The organism is Variovorax sp. FW301-JW7 (genome assembly GCF_058788795.1).
On the sequence record NZ_JBYTBC010000006.1, the window covers coordinates 258,674 to 278,311 of the forward strand.

Annotated in this window: 22 protein-coding genes; 10 read left to right on the forward strand and 12 right to left on the reverse strand. The window is 68.3% G+C overall.

Annotated elements, in window-relative coordinates; genetic code table 11:
* Positions 1-11: 11 nt before the first annotated feature.
* The 3 genes from AC3WQM_RS18550 to folC form a co-directional block, all read right to left on the reverse strand.
* On the reverse strand, positions 12-497 hold the full coding sequence (locus AC3WQM_RS18550; protein ID WP_492680751.1) for a CvpA family protein: 486 nt from the start codon (positions 495-497) through the stop codon (positions 12-14).
* A 35-nt stretch (positions 498-532) separates the two neighbouring features.
* Entirely contained in the window at positions 533-1,408 is an 876-nt protein-coding gene (locus AC3WQM_RS18555; RefSeq protein WP_492680753.1) for an SPOR domain-containing protein, read from the reverse strand.
* A gap of 72 nt (positions 1,409-1,480) precedes the next feature.
* Positions 1,481-2,788, reverse strand: coding sequence for a bifunctional tetrahydrofolate synthase/dihydrofolate synthase (gene folC, locus AC3WQM_RS18560; protein ID WP_492680755.1), 1,308 nt, complete (start codon positions 2,786-2,788; stop codon positions 1,481-1,483).
* Positions 2,789-2,824: 36 nt separating this feature from the next.
* On the opposite strand from folC, the gene AC3WQM_RS18565 reads away from it, so the two are divergent.
* The 4 genes from AC3WQM_RS18565 (at position 2,825) to argG (ending at position 5,663) form a co-directional block, all read left to right on the forward strand.
* On the forward strand, positions 2,825-3,178 hold the full coding sequence (locus AC3WQM_RS18565; protein WP_492680757.1) for an ArsC family reductase: 354 nt from the start codon (positions 2,825-2,827) through the stop codon (positions 3,176-3,178).
* Positions 3,179-3,236: 58 nt separating this feature from the next.
* Complete coding sequence (locus AC3WQM_RS18570) at positions 3,237-3,854, forward strand: hypothetical protein (RefSeq protein ID WP_492680759.1); 618 nt, start codon at positions 3,237-3,239, stop codon at positions 3,852-3,854.
* 126 nt (positions 3,855-3,980) lie between these two features.
* Positions 3,981-4,307 carry a pyrimidine/purine nucleoside phosphorylase gene (ppnP, locus tag AC3WQM_RS18575; protein WP_119553910.1) on the forward strand — a complete coding sequence of 109 codons (327 nt, stop codon included), beginning with the start codon at positions 3,981-3,983 and terminating at the stop codon, positions 4,305-4,307.
* Between the two features lie 15 nt (positions 4,308-4,322).
* Positions 4,323-5,663, forward strand: coding sequence for an argininosuccinate synthase (gene argG, locus AC3WQM_RS18580; RefSeq protein ID WP_159273312.1), 1,341 nt, complete (start codon positions 4,323-4,325; stop codon positions 5,661-5,663).
* Between the two features lie 100 nt (positions 5,664-5,763).
* Here the strand turns inward: argG and AC3WQM_RS18585 are convergent, their stop codons facing one another.
* A complete protein-coding gene (locus AC3WQM_RS18585) occupies positions 5,764-6,597 on the reverse strand; it encodes a glycine-rich domain-containing protein (protein ID WP_492680761.1) in 834 nt (277 codons plus the stop codon).
* 4 nt (positions 6,598-6,601) lie between these two features.
* Positions 6,602-7,654: a UDP-N-acetylmuramate dehydrogenase gene (gene murB, locus AC3WQM_RS18590; protein WP_492680763.1), complete on the reverse strand. Its 1,053-nt coding sequence runs from the start codon at positions 7,652-7,654 to the stop codon at positions 6,602-6,604.
* A 43-nt stretch (positions 7,655-7,697) separates the two neighbouring features.
* Between murB and AC3WQM_RS18595 the strand changes: the two genes are divergently transcribed.
* Positions 7,698-8,183, forward strand: a complete 486-nt coding sequence (locus AC3WQM_RS18595) for a YajQ family cyclic di-GMP-binding protein (RefSeq protein WP_099791661.1) — start codon at positions 7,698-7,700, stop codon at positions 8,181-8,183.
* A 7-nt stretch (positions 8,184-8,190) separates the two neighbouring features.
* Complete coding sequence (locus tag AC3WQM_RS18600; protein WP_492680765.1) at positions 8,191-8,835, forward strand: retropepsin-like aspartic protease family protein; 645 nt, start codon at positions 8,191-8,193, stop codon at positions 8,833-8,835.
* 19 nt (positions 8,836-8,854) lie between these two features.
* Here the strand turns inward: AC3WQM_RS18600 and AC3WQM_RS18605 are convergent, their stop codons facing one another.
* From AC3WQM_RS18605 to AC3WQM_RS18620, 4 genes are all read right to left on the reverse strand, one after another.
* Positions 8,855-9,208, reverse strand: coding sequence for a RidA family protein (locus AC3WQM_RS18605; RefSeq protein ID WP_070062404.1), 354 nt, complete (start codon positions 9,206-9,208; stop codon positions 8,855-8,857).
* A 7-nt stretch (positions 9,209-9,215) separates the two neighbouring features.
* Positions 9,216-9,851 (reverse strand): glycerol-3-phosphate 1-O-acyltransferase PlsY, encoded by a 636-nt coding sequence (gene plsY / locus AC3WQM_RS18610; RefSeq protein WP_070062403.1) that lies wholly within the window; start codon positions 9,849-9,851, stop codon positions 9,216-9,218.
* Between the two features lie 73 nt (positions 9,852-9,924).
* Complete coding sequence (locus AC3WQM_RS18615) at positions 9,925-10,416, reverse strand: aminoacyl-tRNA deacylase (RefSeq protein WP_369629714.1); 492 nt, start codon at positions 10,414-10,416, stop codon at positions 9,925-9,927.
* Between the two features lie 17 nt (positions 10,417-10,433).
* The gene (locus tag AC3WQM_RS18620; RefSeq protein ID WP_487848170.1) at positions 10,434-11,495 is read right to left on the reverse strand and encodes an aldo/keto reductase; all 1,062 of its coding nucleotides are present in this window, start codon (positions 11,493-11,495) and stop codon (positions 10,434-10,436) included.
* A gap of 118 nt (positions 11,496-11,613) precedes the next feature.
* Between AC3WQM_RS18620 and AC3WQM_RS18625 the strand changes: the two genes are divergently transcribed.
* A complete protein-coding gene (locus AC3WQM_RS18625; protein WP_492680767.1) occupies positions 11,614-12,543 on the forward strand; it encodes an alpha/beta fold hydrolase in 930 nt (309 codons plus the stop codon).
* A gap of 3 nt (positions 12,544-12,546) precedes the next feature.
* On the opposite strand, the gene AC3WQM_RS18630 is transcribed toward AC3WQM_RS18625, so the two are convergent.
* On the reverse strand, positions 12,547-13,635 hold the full coding sequence (locus AC3WQM_RS18630) for a serine hydrolase domain-containing protein (RefSeq protein ID WP_492680769.1): 1,089 nt from the start codon (positions 13,633-13,635) through the stop codon (positions 12,547-12,549).
* 4 nt (positions 13,636-13,639) lie between these two features.
* Positions 13,640-14,341 (reverse strand): aspartate/glutamate racemase family protein, encoded by a 702-nt coding sequence (locus AC3WQM_RS18635; protein WP_492680771.1) that lies wholly within the window; start codon positions 14,339-14,341, stop codon positions 13,640-13,642.
* 132 nt (positions 14,342-14,473) lie between these two features.
* Here AC3WQM_RS18635 and AC3WQM_RS18640 point away from each other — a divergent pair, with 132 nt between their 5' ends.
* Together AC3WQM_RS18640 and AC3WQM_RS18645 are read left to right on the forward strand one after the other, a co-directional pair.
* Entirely contained in the window at positions 14,474-15,307 is an 834-nt protein-coding gene (locus AC3WQM_RS18640) for a MetQ/NlpA family ABC transporter substrate-binding protein (protein WP_492680773.1), read from the forward strand.
* Positions 15,304-16,656: an LLM class flavin-dependent oxidoreductase gene (locus AC3WQM_RS18645; RefSeq protein WP_492680775.1), complete on the forward strand. Its 1,353-nt coding sequence runs from the start codon at positions 15,304-15,306 to the stop codon at positions 16,654-16,656. Before AC3WQM_RS18640 ends, AC3WQM_RS18645 begins: the two co-directional genes overlap by 4 nt.
* Positions 16,657-16,814: 158 nt before the next feature.
* Here AC3WQM_RS18645 and AC3WQM_RS18650 read toward each other — a convergent pair whose 3' ends face one another.
* Complete coding sequence (locus tag AC3WQM_RS18650; protein ID WP_070062397.1) at positions 16,815-17,717, reverse strand: LysR family transcriptional regulator; 903 nt, start codon at positions 17,715-17,717, stop codon at positions 16,815-16,817.
* Between the two features lie 111 nt (positions 17,718-17,828).
* Between AC3WQM_RS18650 and gcl the strand changes: the two genes are divergently transcribed.
* Positions 17,829-19,622: a glyoxylate carboligase gene (gene gcl / locus AC3WQM_RS18655; RefSeq protein ID WP_062473376.1), complete on the forward strand. Its 1,794-nt coding sequence runs from the start codon at positions 17,829-17,831 to the stop codon at positions 19,620-19,622.
* Positions 19,623-19,638 lie beyond the last annotated feature (16 nt).

The following is a 19,638-nucleotide window of genomic DNA, read 5'->3' on the forward strand; positions in this document are numbered from 1 at the left end:
AACGATTCCTCTCAGGGCAGGTAGCTTGCCAACTTTTCAGGCAGCGAGGGTTTGAGGCCCTGCAATGCCGCATCGAGAACAATGGCGCTGCGCGATTCGTGCCACCAGGCACTGTCGCTCAACGCCAGCAAATGAACAACGACCGCCAGCACGAGCAGGGCCACCGCCCCCCGTGCCGCGCCGAACGCTGCTCCCAAAATCCGGTCCACCGGCCGCAGGCCGACCGCGGCGATCAGCTTGCGCGTGAGGGCTGCCGCCAGCCCCACGCCGAACGCCACCGCCACGAACACCAGCACGAAGGCCAGCGGGTAGCGCCAGGTGGCCTGCAGGTCGCCGAACGGCAACCAGGCCGCCACGTCGGAGGCCACCCACTGGGCCACGATGAAGGCGGCCACCCAGCCGATCAGCGAAATCACTTCGAACACGAGGCCGCGCACCAGCCCGAACAGCATCGACAGCACGATGAGCGCGATGGCGATCCAGTCGAGCAGGGCCACGGCAATGAACTACAGGCAGCGGGCGATGACGGTGCTTACAACGTGAGGATGGCCGCGGCCAAAGACAAGCCCTTGACCCGGTCCGCAGCCTTCTCGGCCTCGGCGCGCGAGGCGAACGGCCCGACACGCACACGCGTGCGCTCGCCGTCGGCCGTCTTGGCGACGTGCACGTAGGTCTTGAGGCCGGCGCGCTCGAGCTTCTGGCGCACTTCGCGCGCCTTGTCGGCATCGGCAAAGGCACCGACCTGCACGACGAAGCGGCCGTTGTCGTCGGCAGCCGGCTTGGTCGCGGCGGCGGGCGGCTTGCCCTCGAGCAGCGCGCGGGCACGGGCGCCGTCGTCGGCATTCGCGGCGGGCTTGGCGGGTTCCGGCTTCGGCTTGGCTTCGGGCTTCGGCTCAGGCTTTTTCGGCTCTGGCTTGGGTTCCGGTTTGTGCTCAGGCTTCGGCTCAGGTTTGGGTTCCGGCTTGGGTTCGGGCTTCCTCGGCTCGACGGCGGGCTTGGGCGCCGCCGGAGTCGCGGGCACCGTCGCGCCCGGCTCGATCACGGTGCCGTCGGCGGTCTCGGTGATCATGCCGCCGGCCGACGAGGCCGCCGCCACGCGGGAGCTGCCGTCGGACGACGACGAAGGCGCGCTGCTCGTTGCGGGTGCCGGCGTGGCGGGCACGGGCAGCGGCTTGGCCTTGTTGCGGTCGGGAATCTCGATCGGGATGTCGACCGGCACGGGTCGCGGCTGGGTGTCGAACAACAGCGGGAAGCCGATCACACCGACCAGCACCAGCACCGCCGCGCCGAGCAGCCGATGGCGCGCACGCCGGCGCATGGTTTCGACACTTTCCGCCGGCACCGCCGCGGGGGCGCTGCGTCCTTCGTTGCCTTGTGGGCCGCGCGCGCGGAACTTGAAAAACGCCATGAAGTTCGATCCCTGGAGGAGTGCAGCGAGGTGGTGCCCGATGGTGTCGGAGGGGTGTGGACAGCCCGACGATCAGCCGCCTGGCAGCAGGTGTTTGGCTTGCAGCCGGGGAGTGCCGTTTTCGAGGACGCCACCCACGGTGAAGAACGATCCGAAGACCACGATTCTATCAGTGGCACCTGCCTGCTCGATGGCCGCGCGCAGGGCGTCCATCGGGCTCGCGTGCACGCTGCCCGAGGCGTCTTTGCGCGTGTTCTGGGCCTGCCACGCGGCCAGCAGATCGGCCGCCTTGGCGGCGCGCGGCGTGGGCAGGTCGGTGAAGTACCAGCGGTCGATCAGCGGCCCGATGCGCGCCAGGATAGGCGCGAGGTCCTTGTCGGCCATGACGCCGAACACGCCGTGCGTGGTGGGCGAAAAGCCCATCGCGTCGAGGTTCTCGGCCAGCGCCGCGACGGCGTGGGCGTTGTGCGCCACGTCGAGCACCAGCGTGGGCTCGCCCGGCACGATCTGGAAGCGGCCCGGCAGCTCGACCATCGCGAGCCCGTTGCGCACCGCCTGCGCCGTGATCGGCAGCTGCGGGCGCAGCGCTTCGAGCGCCGCGAGCACGCCCGCCGCGTTGAGCAGCTGGTTGGCGCCGCGCAGCGCCGGGTAGGCCAGCCCGCTGTAGCGCCGTCCCCGGCCCGACCAGCCCCACTGCTGCTTGTCGCCCGAGACGTTGAAGTCGTGCCCGAAGCGCCACAGGTCGGCGCCGATGGCGTTGGCGTGGTCGATGACGCTTTGCGGCGGCACCGGATCGCTCACGATGGCGGGCTTGCCGGCGCGCAGGATGCCGGCCTTCTCGAAGCCGATGCTTTCGCGGTCGGGGCCGAGGTACTCCATGTGGTCCAGGTCGATGCTGGTGATGACCGCGCAGTCGGCGTCGACGATGTTCACCGCGTCGAGCCGGCCGCCCAGGCCGACCTCGAGGATCGCCACATCGGGCTTCTCCTGGATCATGCAATGCAGGATGCCGAGCGTGGTGAACTCGAAGTAGGTCAGGGCCATGTCGCCGCGCGCCTTTTCCACCACCTCGAAGCTTGCTATCAGTTTGGAAGCATCGACCGCCTCGCCCTTGAGCCGCAGCCGCTCCTCGAAGCGCACCAGGTGCGGCGAGGTGAACACGGCCGTGCGGTAGCCCGCGTGCGTCAGGATCGATTCGAGCATGGCGCAGGTCGAACCCTTGCCATTGGTGCCCGCCACCGTGATGACGGGGCAGTCGAAACGCAGGCCCAGACGCTGCGCCATTTCTTTGGCGCGATCGAGCCCGAGTTCGATCTTGTCGGGATGAAGGTGCTCGGCGCGCGCGAGCCAGTCGTTCAGGGTTTCCATGGAGGCCGGCATTGTCGCCGACCCGCCGCTCACGGCATCATGGCGGCCATGACAACCCTATACGGCATTCCGAACTGCGACACCGTCAAGCGCGCCCGCGCCTGGCTCGACGACCATGGCGTGGCCTACGCCTTCCACGATTTCAAGAAACAGGGCGTGCCCGAGGCCGAGCTCGACCGCTGGCTCCAGGCCCCCGGCTGGGAGGCGCTGGTGAACCGCAAGGGCACCACCTGGCGCAAGCTCGACGAGGCCACCCGCGACGCGGTGGTCGACGCCACCTCGGCCCGCCCCGTGCTGCTGGCCAACCCCAGCCTGATCAAGCGGCCGGTGGTCGATTGGGGCCCGAAGACGGGCGTAACGACTGGTTTCGATGCCGATCGCTGGGCTGTGAACGCCGTGTAAACCCCGGAACCCCGTCCCGCCGGCCGGCCTCCAACCGCGATCTGCAGGAGAGAACACCATGAACAGACACGTTTTTCGCATCCTCACGGGGCTTTCGGCGGCCGGCCTGCTGGCCACGGGCGCCAGCGTCGCGCAGGCCCAGCAAGTGGTCCAGGCGCGCGTGATTTCCGCCACGCCGATCCGCGAAACGACCGGCAGCGACGTCAGCTACAACGTCACCTACGAATACCAGGGCCGCCAGTACACGACCCGCACCAGCAGCCGGCCGGGCGCCACCATTCCGATCCAGGCCAGCGCGTACGGGGTGACCACCGCGCCGGTCCAGCCGCAGTCGCAATTGCAGCCCTACCCGGTCGAGGCCAACAACGGCCCGCAGTACCCGGAGCAGGCGCAATACCAGTACCAGCAAGGCGCCAACTCCCCGTGGGACAGCGTCGTGCCCGAACCCGGCGTGGTGGTGTCCAACGCGCCCGCGCCGGTCTACGTGCAGCCGGCCCCGGTGTACGCCCCGCCCGTCTACGTGCAGCCCGCCTACCCCTACCCGTATGCGCAGCCCTACGTCTACCCGCCGGTCGGCATCTCGCTGAACCTGGGCTATTCGCGCGGCTGGGGCGGTGGCGGCTACTACCGTGGCTACCGCGGATGGGGCGGCTATCGCCACGGCTGGCGCTACTGAGTTCCCCCACGGCAGGCCGGCTCTGCCGAGCCCCTAAAATCGAGGGCTTCTCCAACCCCGGGGGTGCTGCTGCCGCGGCGCGTCCCTCGATCCGCCGAACGCGCAGGCGCCGGCGCCATCCATCCAATGACGACGACTACCGACACCATCAACAGCGCCGCAGTGGCCACCAAGGCCAATGTGTATTTCGACGGCAAGTGCGTGAGCCACAACCTCACGCTGGCGGACGGCACCAAGAAATCGGTCGGCGTGATCCTGCCCTCCACCCTCACCTTCAACACCGGCGCGCCTGAAATCATGGAAGGCGCCGGCGGCAGCTGCGAATACCAGCTCGCAGGCACCAGCGAATGGATCGCCTCGGGTCCCGGCCAGAAGTTCAGCATCCCCGGCAACTCCAGCTTCCAGATCCGCGTGACTGGCGAGCCCTACAGCTACATCTGCCACTTCGGTTGAAACGGAACCCCTGACATGTCGACCATTCTCCAAAACGTTCCCGCCGGCCAGAAGGTCGGCATTGCCTTCTCGGGCGGCCTGGACACCAGCGCGGCGCTGCACTGGATGAAGCTCAAGGGCGCGGTCCCCTACGCCTACACCGCCAACCTCGGCCAGCCCGACGAGCCCGATTACGACGAGATCCCGCGCAAGGCGATGCTCTACGGCGCCGAGAACGCCCGCCTCATCGACTGCCGCGCGCAGCTGGCCAACGAAGGCATCGCCGCCCTGCAGGCCGGCGCCTTCCACGTGACCACCGCCGGCGTGACCTACTTCAACACCACGCCGCTGGGCCGCGCCGTGACGGGCACCATGCTGGTGTCGGCCATGAAGGAAGACGACGTCCACATCTGGGGCGACGGCAGCACCTACAAGGGCAACGACATCGAGCGCTTCTACCGCTACGGCCTGCTCACCAACCCGGCGCTGAAGATCTACAAGCCCTGGCTCGACCAGGTCTTCATCGACGAGCTGGGCGGCCGCGCCGAAATGTCGGCATTCATGCAGAAGGCCGGCTTCGCCTACAAGATGTCGTCCGAGAAGGCCTACTCGACCGACTCGAACATGCTGGGCGCCACGCACGAAGCCAAGGACCTCGAGCACCTGAACAGCGGCATGCAGATCGTGCAGCCCATCATGGGCGTGGCCTTCTGGAAGGACGAAGTCGAAGTCAAGCGCGAAACCGTCTCGGTGCGCTTCGAGGAAGGCGTGCCCGTCGCGCTGAACGGCGTGCGCTACACAAACCTGGTCGAGCTGATCCTCGAAGCCAACCGCATCGGCGGGCGCCACGGCCTGGGCATGAGCGACCAGATCGAGAACCGCATCATCGAGGCCAAGAGCCGCGGCATCTACGAGGCCCCCGGCCTGGCGCTGCTGTTCATCGCCTACGAGCGCCTGGTCACCGGCATCCACAACGAAGACACCATCGAGCAGTACCGCGACAACGGCCGCCGCCTGGGCCGCCTGCTGTACCAGGGCCGCTGGTTCGACCCGCAGGCCATCATGCTGCGCGAAACGGCCCAGCGCTGGGTGGCGCGCGCCATCACCGGCGAAGTGACGGTCGAGCTGCGCCGCGGCAACGACTACTCGATCCTGAACACCGAATCGGCCAACCTCACGTACAAGCCCGAGCGCCTGAGCATGGAAAAGGTCGAAGGCGCGTTCACGCCGCTGGACCGCATCGGCCAGCTCACGATGCGCAACCTCGACATCGTCGACACGCGCGAGAAGCTGGCGATCTACACCCGCGTGGGCCTGCTGTCGTCGGGCGAAGGCGCCTCGCTGCCGAAGCTGGCGAACGACGGCGACGCCAGCTGATCGATCGATCCCCCTGCCCTTGCCACGCGCAAGGGCAACAATGACAAACGGGCCCTTGCGGCCCGTTTTTCTTTGGGAGACTTTGGGAAATGCCCCGGCGTCAGTCGCCGCCCCCTCCGCACCCGCCGCCGCATCCACCTCCCCCATCGGACGCGCCACCGCCGTCGCTGGAGCCGCCATCGCCGCTCCCGCTCGACTCGCTGCCGCCGAAGCCCCCGGCATCGCCCGAGCTGCCGCCGTCGGACGACAAATCGCCGAAGCTCGAGCCGCAGTGCGCGTCGGAACCGGTCGCCCGTTCGATCGCCCGGCAATCGGGGATGTAGTGGAAGCCGTCCGCAATCGCAAACTTGATGTCCAGCGCGAACAGCAGCGGCAGTCGCGCCGGATTGCGCGGGTCGATGCTTTCTTCCTTGCAGGCCCAGTACCAGGTGCGGCGCAGGCCGTCGTTGCGCCGCGCGTCCTGGCCCAGCACCTCGGCCGGGCTGTGATGCAGCATGCGCCCGAAGGCCGCCTGGCACCAGGTCTGGTAGCCCTGCGTGTGCAGGATGAACTCGTGCCAGGCCGTGTCGACCACCCGCGAGGGCATGGCGACGAACTTGAGGTTGCTGCGCAGGTGCGCCATGAAGAACTGCCGCAGCCCGCGCAGCACCAGCTCGGCGTCGCGTCGGCTCAGTTGCGGGTGCGCCGCGCGCAGCTTGCCGATGAGGAACGGCGGCAGCCGGGCCTCGCGGATGAACTGGCGGCGCAGGCTGAGTTCGATCTGGCTCAGGAGCACCGCGAAGCAGAGGGCCGCGAGGATCAGCAGCACCGACCCCCACCAGCCCGCCCGCACCAGGAACACCGAGGCGATGCCCGCCACGATGACGACAAGCTGCGCCCAGCCCAGCACGGCGATGCGCCGGCGGTAGTTCAGGTGCAGGAAGTCGAGATCCACCGCGTCAGACCACCACCGGCTCCGGCTCCAATCGGATGCCGAAGCGCTCGTACACGCTGGTCTGGATCGCCTTGGCCAGCGTCATCACCTCGCCGCCCGTCACCGGGTTGGCCGAACCGCCGCGGTTGACCAGCACCAGCGCCTGCTTTTCGTACACGCCGGCGTTGCCGACCGACTTGCCCTTCCAGCCGCAGGCGTCGATGAGCCAGCCGGCCGCGAGCTTGATGCTGCCGTCGTCCATCGGGTAGTGCACGATCTTCGGGTCGCGCGCGATGATGTCGGCGCACTGCTCGGGCGTGACCGTCGGGTTCTTGAAGAAGCTGCCGGCGTTGCCCAGCACACGCCAGTCGGGCAGCTTGGCGCGGCGGATGGCGCAGATCCACTCGAAGATGTCGACCGCGCTCGGCGTGAAATTGCCGGTTTCTTCCATCTTGCGCTCGAGGTCGAGGTAGCCGACCACCGGCTTCCACGGCTTGGGCAGCCGGAAACGCACCCGTGTGATGACCGCCCGGCCCGCCAGGCCGAAATCGTTCGGGCCGCTGCGCACGTGCTTGAAGACCGAGTCGCGGTAGCCGAAGGCGCACTGCGCCGCATCGAGCGTGAAGGCGCGGCCGGTTTCGAGGTCGAAGGCGTCGAGCGAATCGAAGCGGTCCTGCAGCTCGACGCCGTACGCGCCGATGTTCTGCACCGGCGCGCCGCCCACCGTGCCAGGAATGAGCGCCAGGTTTTCCAGCCCCGGGTAGCCGCTGCGCACCATCCATTCGACGGTGTCGTGCCAGGTTTCGCCGGCGCCGGCCTCGACGATCCAGGCGCGCGGCGTCTCTTCGACCAGCCGGCGGCCCTTGATCTCGACCTTCAGCACCAACGGCTTGACGTCGCCCGTGAGCACGATGTTGCTGCCGCCGCCGAGCACGAAACGGGGTTCGTCGCGCCAGGAGGGGTCGGCGTGCAGCGCGGCCAGGTCGGCCTCGCTGGCGATGCGCGCCAGGTGCTGCGCACGCGCGACGATGCCGAAGCTGTTGTAGGGCTGCAGCGGGACATTGGACTCCACGATCATGGGAGAATTGTCGCATTCAGTCCCCGTGCGTCCAGGAGTGCCCATGCCGTCTTTCGATACCGTCTGCGAGCCCAATCTGCCCGAAGTGAAGAATGCGGTGGAAAACACCGCCAAGGAAATCGGCACACGCTTCGATTTCAAGGGCACCGCCGCTGCCGTCGAGCTCAAGGACAAAGAGATCACCATGATCGGCGACGCCGAGTTCCAGCTCGTGCAGGTCGAAGACATCCTTCGCAGCAAGCTCACCAAGCGCAGCGTCGACGTGCGCTTTCTCGACAAGGGCGACGTCCAGAAGATGGGCGGCGACAAGGTCAAGCAGGTCATCAAGATCAAGAACGGCATCGAGACCGAGCAGGCCAAGAAGATCACCCGCATCATCAAGGACAGCAAGCTCAAGGTGCAGGCCGCGATCCAGGGCGATGCCGTGCGCATCACCGGCGCCAAGCGCGACGACCTGCAGGCCGCCATGGCCCTCATCAAGAAGGACGTGCCCGACATGCCGGTGTCCTTCAACAACTTCCGCGACTGACCCGCGCATGAAGGCGCTCCTCGTCGCGGCGCTGTGCTCGGTCGCGGCCATGGGGGCGCACGCCGCCGACTCGGTCACGCTGACCGGCTCCATCGGCAGCCGCGCCATCCTCATCGTGAACGGCGCGCCGCCCAAGACGGTGGCGGTCGGGGAAACCTTCCAGGGCGTCAAGCTGGTGTCGCTGCAGGCCGACCAGGCGGTGGTCGAATCGGCGGGCAAGCGTTTTTCGCTGCGCATGGATTCGCCCGTGAGCATCGGCCGGGGCGGCATTGCCGGCAGCGGCGGCAACCGCATCGTGCTGCAGGCCGACAGCCGGGGCCACTACATGACGCAGGGCCAGATCAACGGCCGCGCCGTCACCTTCATGCTCGACACCGGCGCGACCACCATCGCGCTGTCGGCGGTCGATGCCCAGCGCATCGGGCTCGACTACAGCAAGGGGCAGCCGGTGCAGATGCGCACGGCCAACGGCAACGCTGCGGGCTACAGGCTGCGGTTGCAGAGCGTGCGCGTGGGCGACGTCGAGGTCTACGACATCGACGCCATCGTCTCGCAGCAGCCCATGCCGTACGTGCTGCTGGGCAACAGCTTTCTCAACCGCTTCTCGATGCGGCGCGACGCCGACGAGATGATTCTCGAGAAGCGGTACTGAGACCGCTCCCGCCCCGGTCTCAGGCCTGTGCGGCCGTGACCACGATCTCGATCTTGTAGGCCGCGTTGGCCATCTTGGCCTCCACGGTCGCGCGCGGCGGCGTGTTGCCGGCCGGAATCCACGCATCCCACACCTCGTTCATGGCGCCGATGTCGCCGATGTCGGCCAGGAAGATCTGCGTCATGAGGATGCGCGACTTGTCGCTGCCGGCCTCGGCCAGCAGGCGGTCGACCATGCCGAGCACCTGGGCGGTCTGCCCGCGAATGTCCTGCGTGGTGTCGTCGGGCACCTGGCCCGCGAGGTAGATGGTGCCGTTGTGCACCGCGGTCTCGGACAGACGCGGGCCGACGTGGAAGCGGGTGATGGATGCCATGGTGAGTTCAAGCCTTTTTCTTCGAGCCGAGTTTCGACTCCGTGCCGGCCGCGAGCCGGCGGATGTTTTCGCGGTGCCGCCAGATCAGCAGCAGACTCATGATGATGATCGCAATCAGCACCGTGCGGTCGAGTGGCCACGCAATGTTGCCACCCAGCAGGTAGTAGGCCGGCGCGAAGAACGCCGCCACCAGCGACGACAGCGACGAGTAGCGGAAGAAGATCGCGATGATCAGCCAGGTCGCGCCCGTGGCCAGCCCCAGCCAGGGCGCGATGCCCACCAGCACGCCGGCCGCCGTGGCCACGCCCTTGCCGCCCTGGAAGCTGAAGAACACCGGGTACAGGTGGCCCAGGAAGGCCGCCAGGCCCGCCAGCGCCGCCACGCCCTCGCCCAGCCCCCACTGCGCGCCGAACTGGCGGATCAGGAACACCGGCAGCCAGCCCTTCGCCGCGTCGAGCAGCAAGGTGGCCAGCGCCGCGCCCTTGTTGCCCGAGCGCAGCACGTTGGTGGCGCCGGGGTTGCCGCTGCCGTAGCTGCGCGGGTCGGCCATGCCGAGCGACTTGCTCACGATGACCGCAAATGACAGCGAACCGATCAGGTACGACGCCACGATGGCAAGGAGGGAAGGCAGATCGAAACTCAAGGCGGTCTCCGGGGAACGGATTGTTGTTGTGCGCCGCCGGCCTGCATGCCCGGCGGGAAAAAGCAAACGCCGGCTATTCTGCCAGCGCGCACTGCACGGGCTTGGCGCCCAGGAGCGTCACGCACACCTGCGGATCGATGCCCACGAGGTAGCCGCGCCGCCCGCCGTTGATCGCGATCTTCGGCAGTTCGAGCACGCTCGACTCGATGTAGACCGGCATCTCGCGCCGCGTGCCGAAGGGCGAGGTGCCGCCCACCATGTAGCCGCTGTGGCGCTGCGCCACCTCGGGCTTGCAGGGCTCGACCGACTTGGCGCCGATCTGCCGCGCGAGGTTCTTGGTCGAGACCGTGCGGTTGCCGTGCATCAGCACGATCAGCGGCTTGGCGTCCTGGTCCTGCATCACCAGCGTCTTGACCACGGTGAACGGATCGAAACCCAGCACCTGCGCGCTGTGCTGGGCGCCGCCGTGCTCCAGGTACTCGTAGGGGTGCTCGGTGAAGGCGACCTTGTTCGCCCGCAGCAGCTGGGTGGCGGGCGTCTCGGAAACGTGGGCTTTCTTGCTCACTTGCTCACTTGTTCGGGTCAGGCGGCGGGGTCGCGGATGTCCAGGCGGATCTTGTCGATCTCGGCCAGCACCTCGGCCGACAGCGTGGTGCCGTAGGCGTCCAGGTCTTCGTCGAGCTGCGCCACCGAGGTCACGCCGATGATCGTGCTCGCCACCTGCCACTTGGTGTAGCAGAAGGCCAGCGCGAGCTGCGTGGGGCTCAGGCCGTGGTCGCGTGCGAGCTGGTTGTAGCGCCGCGCCGCGCGCAGCGCGTCGGGCTTGCCCCAGCGCTGCTTGCGCACCGACTCGTAGCTCGAGATGCGCGCGCCCTTGGGTGCGTCGGGGCCCTCGATGCCGCTCTGGTCGTATTTGCCCGTCAGCAGGCCGAAGGCCAGCGGCGAGTACGCCAGCAGCGACACGCCGAGCCGGTGCATGGTCTCGTCGAGCGCGTTCTCGTGCGCGCGGCTCACCAGGTTGTAGACGTTCTGCACCGACACCACGCGCGGCAGCCCGTGCTGCTCGGCCAGCCGCACGAACTCGTGCACGCCGTAGGGCGTCTCGTTCGACAGGCCGATGGTGCGCACCTTGCCCGCCTTCACCAGCTTGCCCAGCGCCTCGAGCTGGTCGTGGATCGGCGTCTGCGAAGTTTCCTTCTCGGGGTTATAGTGGATGTTGCCGAACACCGGCACGTGGCGCTCGGGCCAGTGGATCTGGTACAGGTCGATCACGTCGGTCTGCAGGCGGCGCAGGCTGCCGTGGCACGAGGCCTCGATGTCGGCCGCCGTCATGCCCGTGCCTTCGCGCACCCAGGGCATGCCGCGCGAGGGGCCGGCCACCTTGGTGGCCAGCGTGATCTTCTGGCGCGTGCCGGGGTTGGCCGCAAACCAGTTCCCGATGATGGTTTCGGTCGCGCCGCAGGTTTCCTTGCTTGCCGGCACCGCGTACATCTCGGCCGTGTCGATGAAGTCAACGCCGCGCTCGAGCGAACGGGCCAGGACGGCGTGGGCGGTGGGCTCATCGACCTGCTCGCCGAAAGTCATGGTGCCGAGGCAGATCGGGGTGACGTGGAGGTCGCTCTGACCGAGTGGAATCTTTTTCATGCGCGGAATGCTAGCGCGCCCGCGCGGCAGGCGCTGCCCCGGCCCCGAGAAACCGAGCGCCGCCCTGTCCTGTGGCGGACTGCGCGCGACGCAGCCTCTCCGTATCATCGAGCGCCATATGTACCAAGCCCTCCGCCCCTCGCGCAGCGAATTCGTGCCCGTGCGCAACCTGAACTACCACGTCCGCCTCTGGGGGCAACCGTCGAGCGAGCGCCCGCCGCTGGTGCTGGTGCATGGCTGGATGGACGTGGCGGCCTCCTGGCAGTTCGTGGTCGATGCGCTGAAGGACGACCGCTTCATCATCGCCCCCGACTGGCGCGGCTTCGGCCTCACCGACGGCGGCGGCGTCGACAACTACTGGCTGCCCGACTACCTGGCCGACCTCGAATGGCTGCTCGACCACTATGCCGGCGAAGGTGACGATGCCCGCCCGGTCGACCTCGTGGGCCACAGCATGGGCGGCAACGTCGCCATGCACTACGCGGGCGTGCGCCCGGCGCGCATCCGCCGCCTCGTCAACCTCGAAGGCTTCGGCATGCCCGCGCGCCAGCCCGCCGAGGCGCCCGCGCGCTACGGCCAGTGGATCGACGAGCTCAAGGGCCTGCACCGCGGAGAGAAGGCGCTCGCAGGCTATTCGGCGGTGGACGGCGTGGCGCGCCGCCTCATGAAGACCAACCCGCGCCTCACGCAGGACAAGGCCGACTGGCTGGCCGGCCACTGGTCGGCGCCGCTGGCCCAGCCCGACGGCAGCACGCGCTGGCAGATCCTCGGCGAGGCCGCGCACAAGATCATCAACGCCAACATCTTCCGCGTCGACGAAACGCTCGCGCTCTATGCGCGCATCACCGCACCGACGCTGATGGTCGAGGCCTCGGACGACAGCCTGCACAGCTGGTGGAAGGCGCGCTACACGCTCGCCGAGTTCCACGAGCGGCTGAAGTCCGTGCCCTCGGTGCGCATCGCGCAGCTCGACGACGCGGGCCACATGCTGCACCACGACCAGCCGCAGCGCGTGGCGCAGCTGATCGAAGACTTCCTGGTCGATTGAAACTCAGCCGCAGGGCGCCGATGCGAGCCGCCTGGCGGCGCGCAGGAAGTCCTCCGGTCTCACCGTGCTCGGGTTCCAGTTGCCCGCCACCGGCACCTGGCGCTTGTGCGCGATCACCATGTGCCGCCGCGGGATCACGAGGATGTACTGGCCGTGCACGCCCCACGCCATGTACGCCCCACTCAACGCGGAGTCCGACGGCTCTTCCAGCAGCCACCACAGGTAGCCATAGCCAACCCCGCGCCTGGCCACGTGGGGCGGGTGCATCTGCGCGGACGGGGTCGCGGGCTGCGTGATCTGCGTGACCCAGGCCGCAGGCACCAGTTGCTGCCCGCGCCAGTTGCCCTGGCGAAGCATCAGATGGCCCAGGCGCGCCATGTCCCGCGTCGACAGGAAGAACGGATAGGCCAGGTGCGCGGACTTCGCACCGTCGCCGCTGCGTTGGTGGCGGGCGAGCTCGAAATCCTCGAGCATCAGGGGCGCTGCCAGATCGTCGGCAAACGCCCGGTAGATGCTGCGGCCGGTCAGTTTTTCGAAGGCGGTGCCCGCGGCGTTGAAATCCCAGTTGTTGTAGAGAAAGTAGCGGCCAGGCGCTTGCGATCCACGCGCGGGTGCGAACGCAAGATCGTCCCCGCCATTGGCAGCTGCGTGGTAGACGCCGGACCGCGCCGTGAGCAGATCGCGCAAGCGTGCCTCGCGCTCGCTGGCAAGCAGTCCGCCGAGGTCATCGATGCCCAGGTCGGCCAGCGTGCGATCCAGGTCGATGGTGCCGTCCGCCACGTACTTTCCGTACATCATGGACAGCAGGCTCTTGCGCACGGAGAACACGATGCTGACGGCGTCCACCGGGCCGTCGCTGAACAGCACGCGCCCGTCCCGCACCGCCATCAGGGCGGTGGTGTCCAGGGTCTTCAGATACGCACGGGTTGCGTCGAGCTCGCGGCTGCACGCGGTGCTCAGCTGCGAACGGGGAATCGCCTCCCACGACGAGAGCGGAAAGACGACCTCGTCTGCATGACGGGCAGCAGGCGCCGTGCATGCGCCTGCGAGCAGCAGGCAAACCGCCGCGAGGCAGGCCGCGAAGAAGCGCACCGGCTTACTTGCCGCCACCGGTCGCGCGGCGCAAGGCCGCACGCGCCAGGAGCCGCGTCGAATCGAGCGTCGGCAGCGGCGAATTCGCGTCGCTCATGATCAGCGGAATCTCGGTGCAGCCGAGCACGACCGCGTCACAGCCCTCGGCGTCCTTCAGGCGCTGCATCACGCGCTGGAAGGTGGCCACGGCCTCGGGCTTGAAGATGCCGCAGACCAGCTCGTCCATGATGATCCGGCCGATCTCGGCGCGCTCTTCGACGGTGGGGCGAACATATTCGAGGCCGCGCGCCGAGAGCTTCTCGGGATACACCTCGCTGTCGGTCAGCCAGCGCGTGCCCGTGATGCCGATGCGGCGAAAACCCCGCCGCACGGCCTCGTCGGCCACCACCTCGGCGATGTGCAGCCAGGGCCGCGGCGAACGCGGCGCCACGTGGTCGAAGGCCTGGTGGATGGTGTTGTCGGGGCAGATCAGGAAATCCGCGCCCGCCGCGGCGAGCTTGTGCGCGGAGCCGAGCATCAACTCGCCCACGCCCGCCAGGTCGCCCGCGTCCAGGCAGCGCGTGTACTCCGCGAGCGAGGGCGTGTGCATCGACACCTCGGGGTGCGCGTGCGGGCCGAGCAGCGCCGCGCCCTCGATGCAGATGGTCTTGTAGCAAAGGGCCGCGCCTTCGGCGGAGCAGCCGACGATTCCGATGTGCAGGGTCATGGGGCGCATCCTACAAAAGCCGGCGCGGTTTATCCGGCCTGCGGATATGCAAGCGCGCAAATCTTCGTTCGCAGCGCGCGGCCTGCGTCCTAGAGTGCCCGACTCCCCTTGCCGTCTCCCGGAGTTGTCGCCATGCCTTCCCTTTCGCGCGCCCCCTCGTGGCTGCGCCGCCTTGCCCCGCTGTCCGGCGGGCTCGCACTGAGCCTGCTGCTGCTTTCTCCCGCCCGCGCGGACGACCTGCGCGTCGGCTTCATGCCGGGCCCCTACCGCGACGCCTTCACCCACGGCATCGAGCCCCAGCTGAAGAAGCTGGGCTACAGCATCAAGTACGTCGAGTTCAGCCAGGGCGTGCAGCCCAACGACGCCGTGGAGCGCGGCCAGATCGACGCCAACATCTTCCAGCACTCGCTGTACCTGAACGCCACCAACAAGCAGCAGGGCTTCGACCTCGTGCCCGTGGTGCACGTGCCGACGCCGCCCATGGGCCTGTATTCGCGCCGCCACAAGACGCTCGACGCCGTGCCCGACGGCGCCACCGTCACGCTGCCCGCCGACCCGGTGAATGCGGCGCGCGCGCTCAACATCCTCGCGACCATCGGCTGGGTCACGCTCAAGCCGGGCGTGAGCCCGCTGAGCGTGTCGGAGCGCGACATCGCGAGCAACCCCAAGCGGCTGAAGATCGTGCCGCTGGACGCCGCGCAGGCGCCGCGCTCGCTGGCCGATGCCGACCTCGCGGCCGTGCAGGGCAACTTCGCCGTGGCCTCGGGCCTGAAGCTCACCGAGGCGCTGAAGCTCGAAGACATGACGCTGCCCTACGTCAACGTGGTGGCCGTCAAGCGCAGCAACGAACACGCGAAGTTCGCGAAGGACATTGCCACCGCCTACCAGTCGCCCGCGTTCCAGACGTTCTTCAAGGCCAACCCCGTGTGGGCGGGCTACCGGCTGCCGGACTATTTCAACCAATGAGCAACAACACCACCGCGCCGCGCAGGCAGCTGCACCTCAACGTCAACATCCTGCATTCGGGCTTCGTGCCCTCGGCCTGGCGCCTGCCCGAGAGCGCCCCGTGGGCGTTCGCCGACATCCAGCACTACATCCGCACCGCGCAGATCGCCGAGGCCGCCAAGCTCGACGCCGTGTTCCTGGCCGACAACGCCGCCATCGTCGACCAGATCCATTTCCGCCCGATCACCGCGCTGGAGCCCACCATCCTGCTGGCCTGCGTGGCCGCCGCGACCACGCACATCGGGCTCATCGCCACCGCCTCCACCAGCTACAACGAGCCCTACAACCTCGCGCGCCGCTTCGCCACGCTCGACCACGTGAGCGCCGGCCGTGCCGGCTGGAACATGGTGACCACGGCCGACCTGCCCTCGGCGCGCAACTTCGGCCTGGACACCACGCCCGACCACGCCAAGCGCTACGCCCGCGCCTCGGAGTTCGCCGACATCGTCAAGGCGCTGTGGGACAGCTGGGAAGACGACGCCTTCGTTGGCGACAAGGCCGCCGGCCGCTTCATCGACCCCGCCAAGGTGCATGCCCTCGCGCACCGCGGCGAGCACTTCGCGGTGCAGGGCCCGCTCAACCTGCCGCGCCCGCCGCAAGGCCACCCGGTGCTGGTGCAGGCCGGCGCCTCGGCCGACGGGCGCGAGCTCGCGTCGCGCCATGCCGAAGCCGTGTTCTCCGCCTCGCAATCGTTCGAAGAATCGCAGGCCTACGCACGCGCCCTCAAGACCCGCGCCGCCGAGCTGGGCCGCGGCCCCGACGCAGTGAAGGTGCTGGCCGGCCTCACCACCATCGTCGGCGCCACCGAAGCGCAGGCGCTTCGCCGCCGCGATGCGCTGGTCGACCTGATCCCGTGGGACTACAGCCTCACGCGCCTGGCCGGCACGCTGGGCATCACGCCCGACCGCCTCAAGCTCGACGAGCGCCTGCCCGACGACCTGCCGCTGCCCGGCAATGGCAACGGCAACCACACCTTCTTCAACGCCGTGGTCGCGGCCGGTCGCACGCACGGCTACACGGTGCGCCAGCTGATCCGCGAACTCGCAGGCGGCGGCGGGCACCGCGTGATCGTGGGCACGCCCGAGCAGATCGCCGACGACATCGAGCATTGGTTCAGGGGTGGCGCGGCGGACGGGTTCAACCTGATGCCCGATGCGCTGCCGCACGGGCTGCAGGACTTCGTGGACGGCGTGGTGCCGATCCTGCAGAAGCGCGGGCTCTTTCGCACGGAATACGAGGGGCGCACGCTGCGCGATCACCTGGGATTGGCCCGGCCTGCAGGGCGAGCGGCACAACGGCTTGCAGCCTGACGGCCGCCGTTCACACTGGGCGAACACCCACAGCGTGCCCTGTGCGCAGGGCATTGGGTGCTCCCCGCAGCGAAATCAAGGAGGAGGGGCGCAGCCCCGGGGGACATTCGCGGAGGGGAGTACCCGATGTCCTGTGCACGCGCCCTGAACAAACCCCGTCAGGCGTCCCACCACCCCTCATCAAACCGCCCCTGCAGAAACGCCACGAACCCCGACACCTTCCCAGGCACCAACTTGGGCGAAGGAAAGACCGCGTGAATCTCCTGCTCAGGCAGCGCATGGTCCCCAAGGACGGCGTTCACCTTCCCCGCCGCCAGCGACTCGCTCGCCACATAGCGCGGCATCAACGCAATGCCCAACCCGTCGCGCGCCGCGGCCAGCACCGCCGACAGGTTGTTCGACCGGAAGCGCCCCGACACCGGCACCGTCACCGGATCGCCCTTGGGCGTGTGCATGCGCCAGAACTCGTCGCCCACCACGCTGCTGTAGATCAGCGCCACATGCGCGCTCAGGTCCTGCGCGCGCTTGGGCGTGCCGTGCTTCTTCAGGTAGGCCGGCGACGCCACCATGACCCACGGATTCGCGCCGAGGTAGCGCGCGCCCAGTGACGAATCGGCCAGCTTGCCCATGCGGATCGCGACGTCGATGCCCTGCGCGATGAGGTCGACGTAGCGATCCTCGAAGCTCAGGTCCAGCTGCACCTGCGGATGCCGGCGCATGTACTCCAGCGCCAGCGGCACCACCACGCGCCGCCCGAAGGCCACCGACGTGCCCACGCGCAAGAGGCCCTGCGCCTGGTTCTGCCGCAGCTGCACGATGCTGTCGGCCTCCTCGGCGTCGCGCACGATGGTCTTGCACTTCTCGTAGTACAGCGCGCCCGGCTCCGTGAGGCTCACGCCGCGCGTGTTGCGGTTGAGCAGCCGCACCTTCAGGCGCGCCTCCGTGGCCGCGACCTGCTTGGTCACGGTGGGTTGCGTGGTGTTGAACTCGCGCGCCGCCTTCGAGAAGCTTCCCGTCTCGACCACGCGCACGAACATTTCCATTGCCAATAGACGGTCCATGGCCGGATGGTAGCCAGTTATTCCGCCATGGAATAGGTTTTATGGTCCCCAGCCGTCTTCTTGGAATGCCCCCCGCTTCCTACAGTGAGGCCACCTCAAGGAGACTTTCAAATGGCAAAGATGACAGCGGTCCAGGCCGCAGTTCTGGTGATGGAAAAAGAAGGCGTCACGCAGGCCTTCGGCGTGCCGGGCGCGGCAATCAACCCGCTGTACTCGGCCCTGCGCCAGCGCGGCAGCATCTCGCACATCCTCGCGCGCCACGTCGAGGGCGCCTCGCACATGGCCGAGGGCTACACCCGCGCCGTGGCCGGCAACATCGGCGTGTGCATCGGCACCTCGGGCCCGGCGGGCACCGACATGATCACGGGCCTGTACTCGGCCTGGGCCGATTCCATTCCCATTCTCTGCATCACCGGCCAGGCGCCGCGCGCCCGCCTGTACAAGGAAGACTTCCAGGCGGTCGACATCGAGTCGATCTCCAAGCCCGTCACCAAGTGGTCGGTCACCGTGCGCGAACCCGGCCAGGTGCCGCAGGTGTTCCAGCAGGCCTTCCACCTCATGCGCTCGGGCCGCCCGGGCCCCGTGCTCATCGACCTGCCCTTCGACGTGCAGATGGCGCAGATCGAGTTCGACATCGACGCCTACGAGCCCCTCAAGCCCTACAAGCCGGCCGCCACGCGCGCCCAGATCGAGAAGGCCATCGGCATGATGCAGGCGGCCGAGCGCCCGCTGATCGTGGCCGGCGGCGGCATCATCAACGCCGACGCCTCCGACCTGCTCGTGCGCTTTGCCGAAGCCACCGGCGTGCCGGTGATCCCCACGCTCATGGGCTGGGGCGCCATTCCCGACGACCATCCGCTGATGGCCGGCATGTGCGGCCTGCAGACCAGCCACCGCTACGGCAACGCCACCGTGCTCGCTTCGGACTTCGTGCTGGGCATCGGCAACCGCTGGGCCAACCGCCACACCGGCTCGGTCGACGTCTACACCAAGGGCCGCACCTTCGTGCATGTGGACATCGAGCCCACGCAGATCGGCCGCGTGTTCACGCCCGACTTCGGCATCGTCTCCGACGCCAAGGCCGCGCTCGAGCTCTTCGTCGAAGTGGCCGAGGAAATGAAGGCCGCCGGCAAGCTCACCGACCGTGGCGCCTGGGCCGGCGAATGCCGCGAGCGCAAGAAGACCTTGCTGCGCAAGACCAACTTCGACACCGTGCCGATGAAGCCGCAGCGCGTGTACCAGTGCATGAACAACCACCTGGAGCGCGACACCTGCTACGTGAGCACCATCGGCCTGTCGCAGATCGCGGCTGCGCAGTTCCTGCACGTGTACAACCCGCGCCACTGGATCAACTGCGGCCAGGCCGGCCCGCTGGGCTGGACCATCCCCGCCGCGCTGGGCGTGCGCGCCGCCGACCCGACGCGCAAGATCGTCGCGCTCTCGGGCGACTACGACTTCCAGTTCATGATCGAAGAGCTGGCCGTGGGCGCGCAGTTCAAGCTGCCCTACCTGCACATCGTGGTCAACAACTCCTACCTCGGCCTGATCCGCCAGTCGCAGCGCGGCTTCGAGATGGACTACTGCGTGCAGCTGGCCTTCGACAACATCAACGCACCGGCCGACGCCGGCATCGAAGGCAGCTACGGCGTCGATCACCTCAAGGTGGTCGAGGGCCTGGGCTGCAAGGCGATCCGCGTGCACAAGCAGGAAGAGATGGCGCCCGCCATCGCCCGCGCCGAGGCGCTCATGGCCGAGTTCCAGGTGCCGGTGGTCATCGAGGTGATGCTGGAGCGCGTGACCAACATCGCGATGGGCACCGAGATCGACGCCATCAACGAATTCGAACCGCTGGCCGAAAGCACGGCCGACGCACCGACCGCCCTCGCGGTGGCGATGCTGGACTGACCGAGGAGACAAGAGA

Excerpts from the sequence above, each read along its gene's own strand:
- murB (WP_492680763.1), bottom strand. The coding sequence starts at position 7,654 with ATGATCGTGGAGTCCAATGTCCCGCTGCAGCCCTACAACAGCTTCGGC.
- gcl (WP_062473376.1), top strand. The coding sequence starts at position 17,829 with ATGGCAAAGATGACAGCGGTCCAGGCCGCAGTTCTGGTGATGGAAAAA.
- AC3WQM_RS18645 (WP_492680775.1), top strand. The coding sequence starts at position 15,304 with ATGAGCAACAACACCACCGCGCCGCGCAGGCAGCTGCACCTCAACGTC.
- AC3WQM_RS18635 (WP_492680771.1), bottom strand. The coding sequence starts at position 14,341 with ATGACCCTGCACATCGGAATCGTCGGCTGCTCCGCCGAAGGCGCGGCC.
- AC3WQM_RS18605 (WP_070062404.1), bottom strand. The coding sequence starts at position 9,208 with ATGGCATCCATCACCCGCTTCCACGTCGGCCCGCGTCTGTCCGAGACC.
- AC3WQM_RS18625 (WP_492680767.1), top strand. The coding sequence starts at position 11,614 with ATGTACCAAGCCCTCCGCCCCTCGCGCAGCGAATTCGTGCCCGTGCGC.
- folC (WP_492680755.1), bottom strand. The coding sequence starts at position 2,788 with ATGCCGGCCTCCATGGAAACCCTGAACGACTGGCTCGCGCGCGCCGAG.
- AC3WQM_RS18570 (WP_492680759.1), top strand. The coding sequence starts at position 3,237 with ATGAACAGACACGTTTTTCGCATCCTCACGGGGCTTTCGGCGGCCGGC.
- AC3WQM_RS18555 (WP_492680753.1), bottom strand. The coding sequence starts at position 1,408 with ATGGCGTTTTTCAAGTTCCGCGCGCGCGGCCCACAAGGCAACGAAGGA.
- AC3WQM_RS18650 (WP_070062397.1), bottom strand. The coding sequence starts at position 17,717 with ATGGACCGTCTATTGGCAATGGAAATGTTCGTGCGCGTGGTCGAGACG.
- AC3WQM_RS18600 (WP_492680765.1), top strand. The coding sequence starts at position 8,191 with ATGAAGGCGCTCCTCGTCGCGGCGCTGTGCTCGGTCGCGGCCATGGGG.
- AC3WQM_RS18565 (WP_492680757.1), top strand. The coding sequence starts at position 2,825 with ATGACAACCCTATACGGCATTCCGAACTGCGACACCGTCAAGCGCGCC.
- argG (WP_159273312.1), top strand. The coding sequence starts at position 4,323 with ATGTCGACCATTCTCCAAAACGTTCCCGCCGGCCAGAAGGTCGGCATT.
- AC3WQM_RS18595 (WP_099791661.1), top strand. The coding sequence starts at position 7,698 with ATGCCGTCTTTCGATACCGTCTGCGAGCCCAATCTGCCCGAAGTGAAG.
- AC3WQM_RS18620 (WP_487848170.1), bottom strand. The coding sequence starts at position 11,495 with ATGAAAAAGATTCCACTCGGTCAGAGCGACCTCCACGTCACCCCGATC.
- AC3WQM_RS18640 (WP_492680773.1), top strand. The coding sequence starts at position 14,474 with ATGCCTTCCCTTTCGCGCGCCCCCTCGTGGCTGCGCCGCCTTGCCCCG.
- ppnP (WP_119553910.1), top strand. The coding sequence starts at position 3,981 with ATGACGACGACTACCGACACCATCAACAGCGCCGCAGTGGCCACCAAG.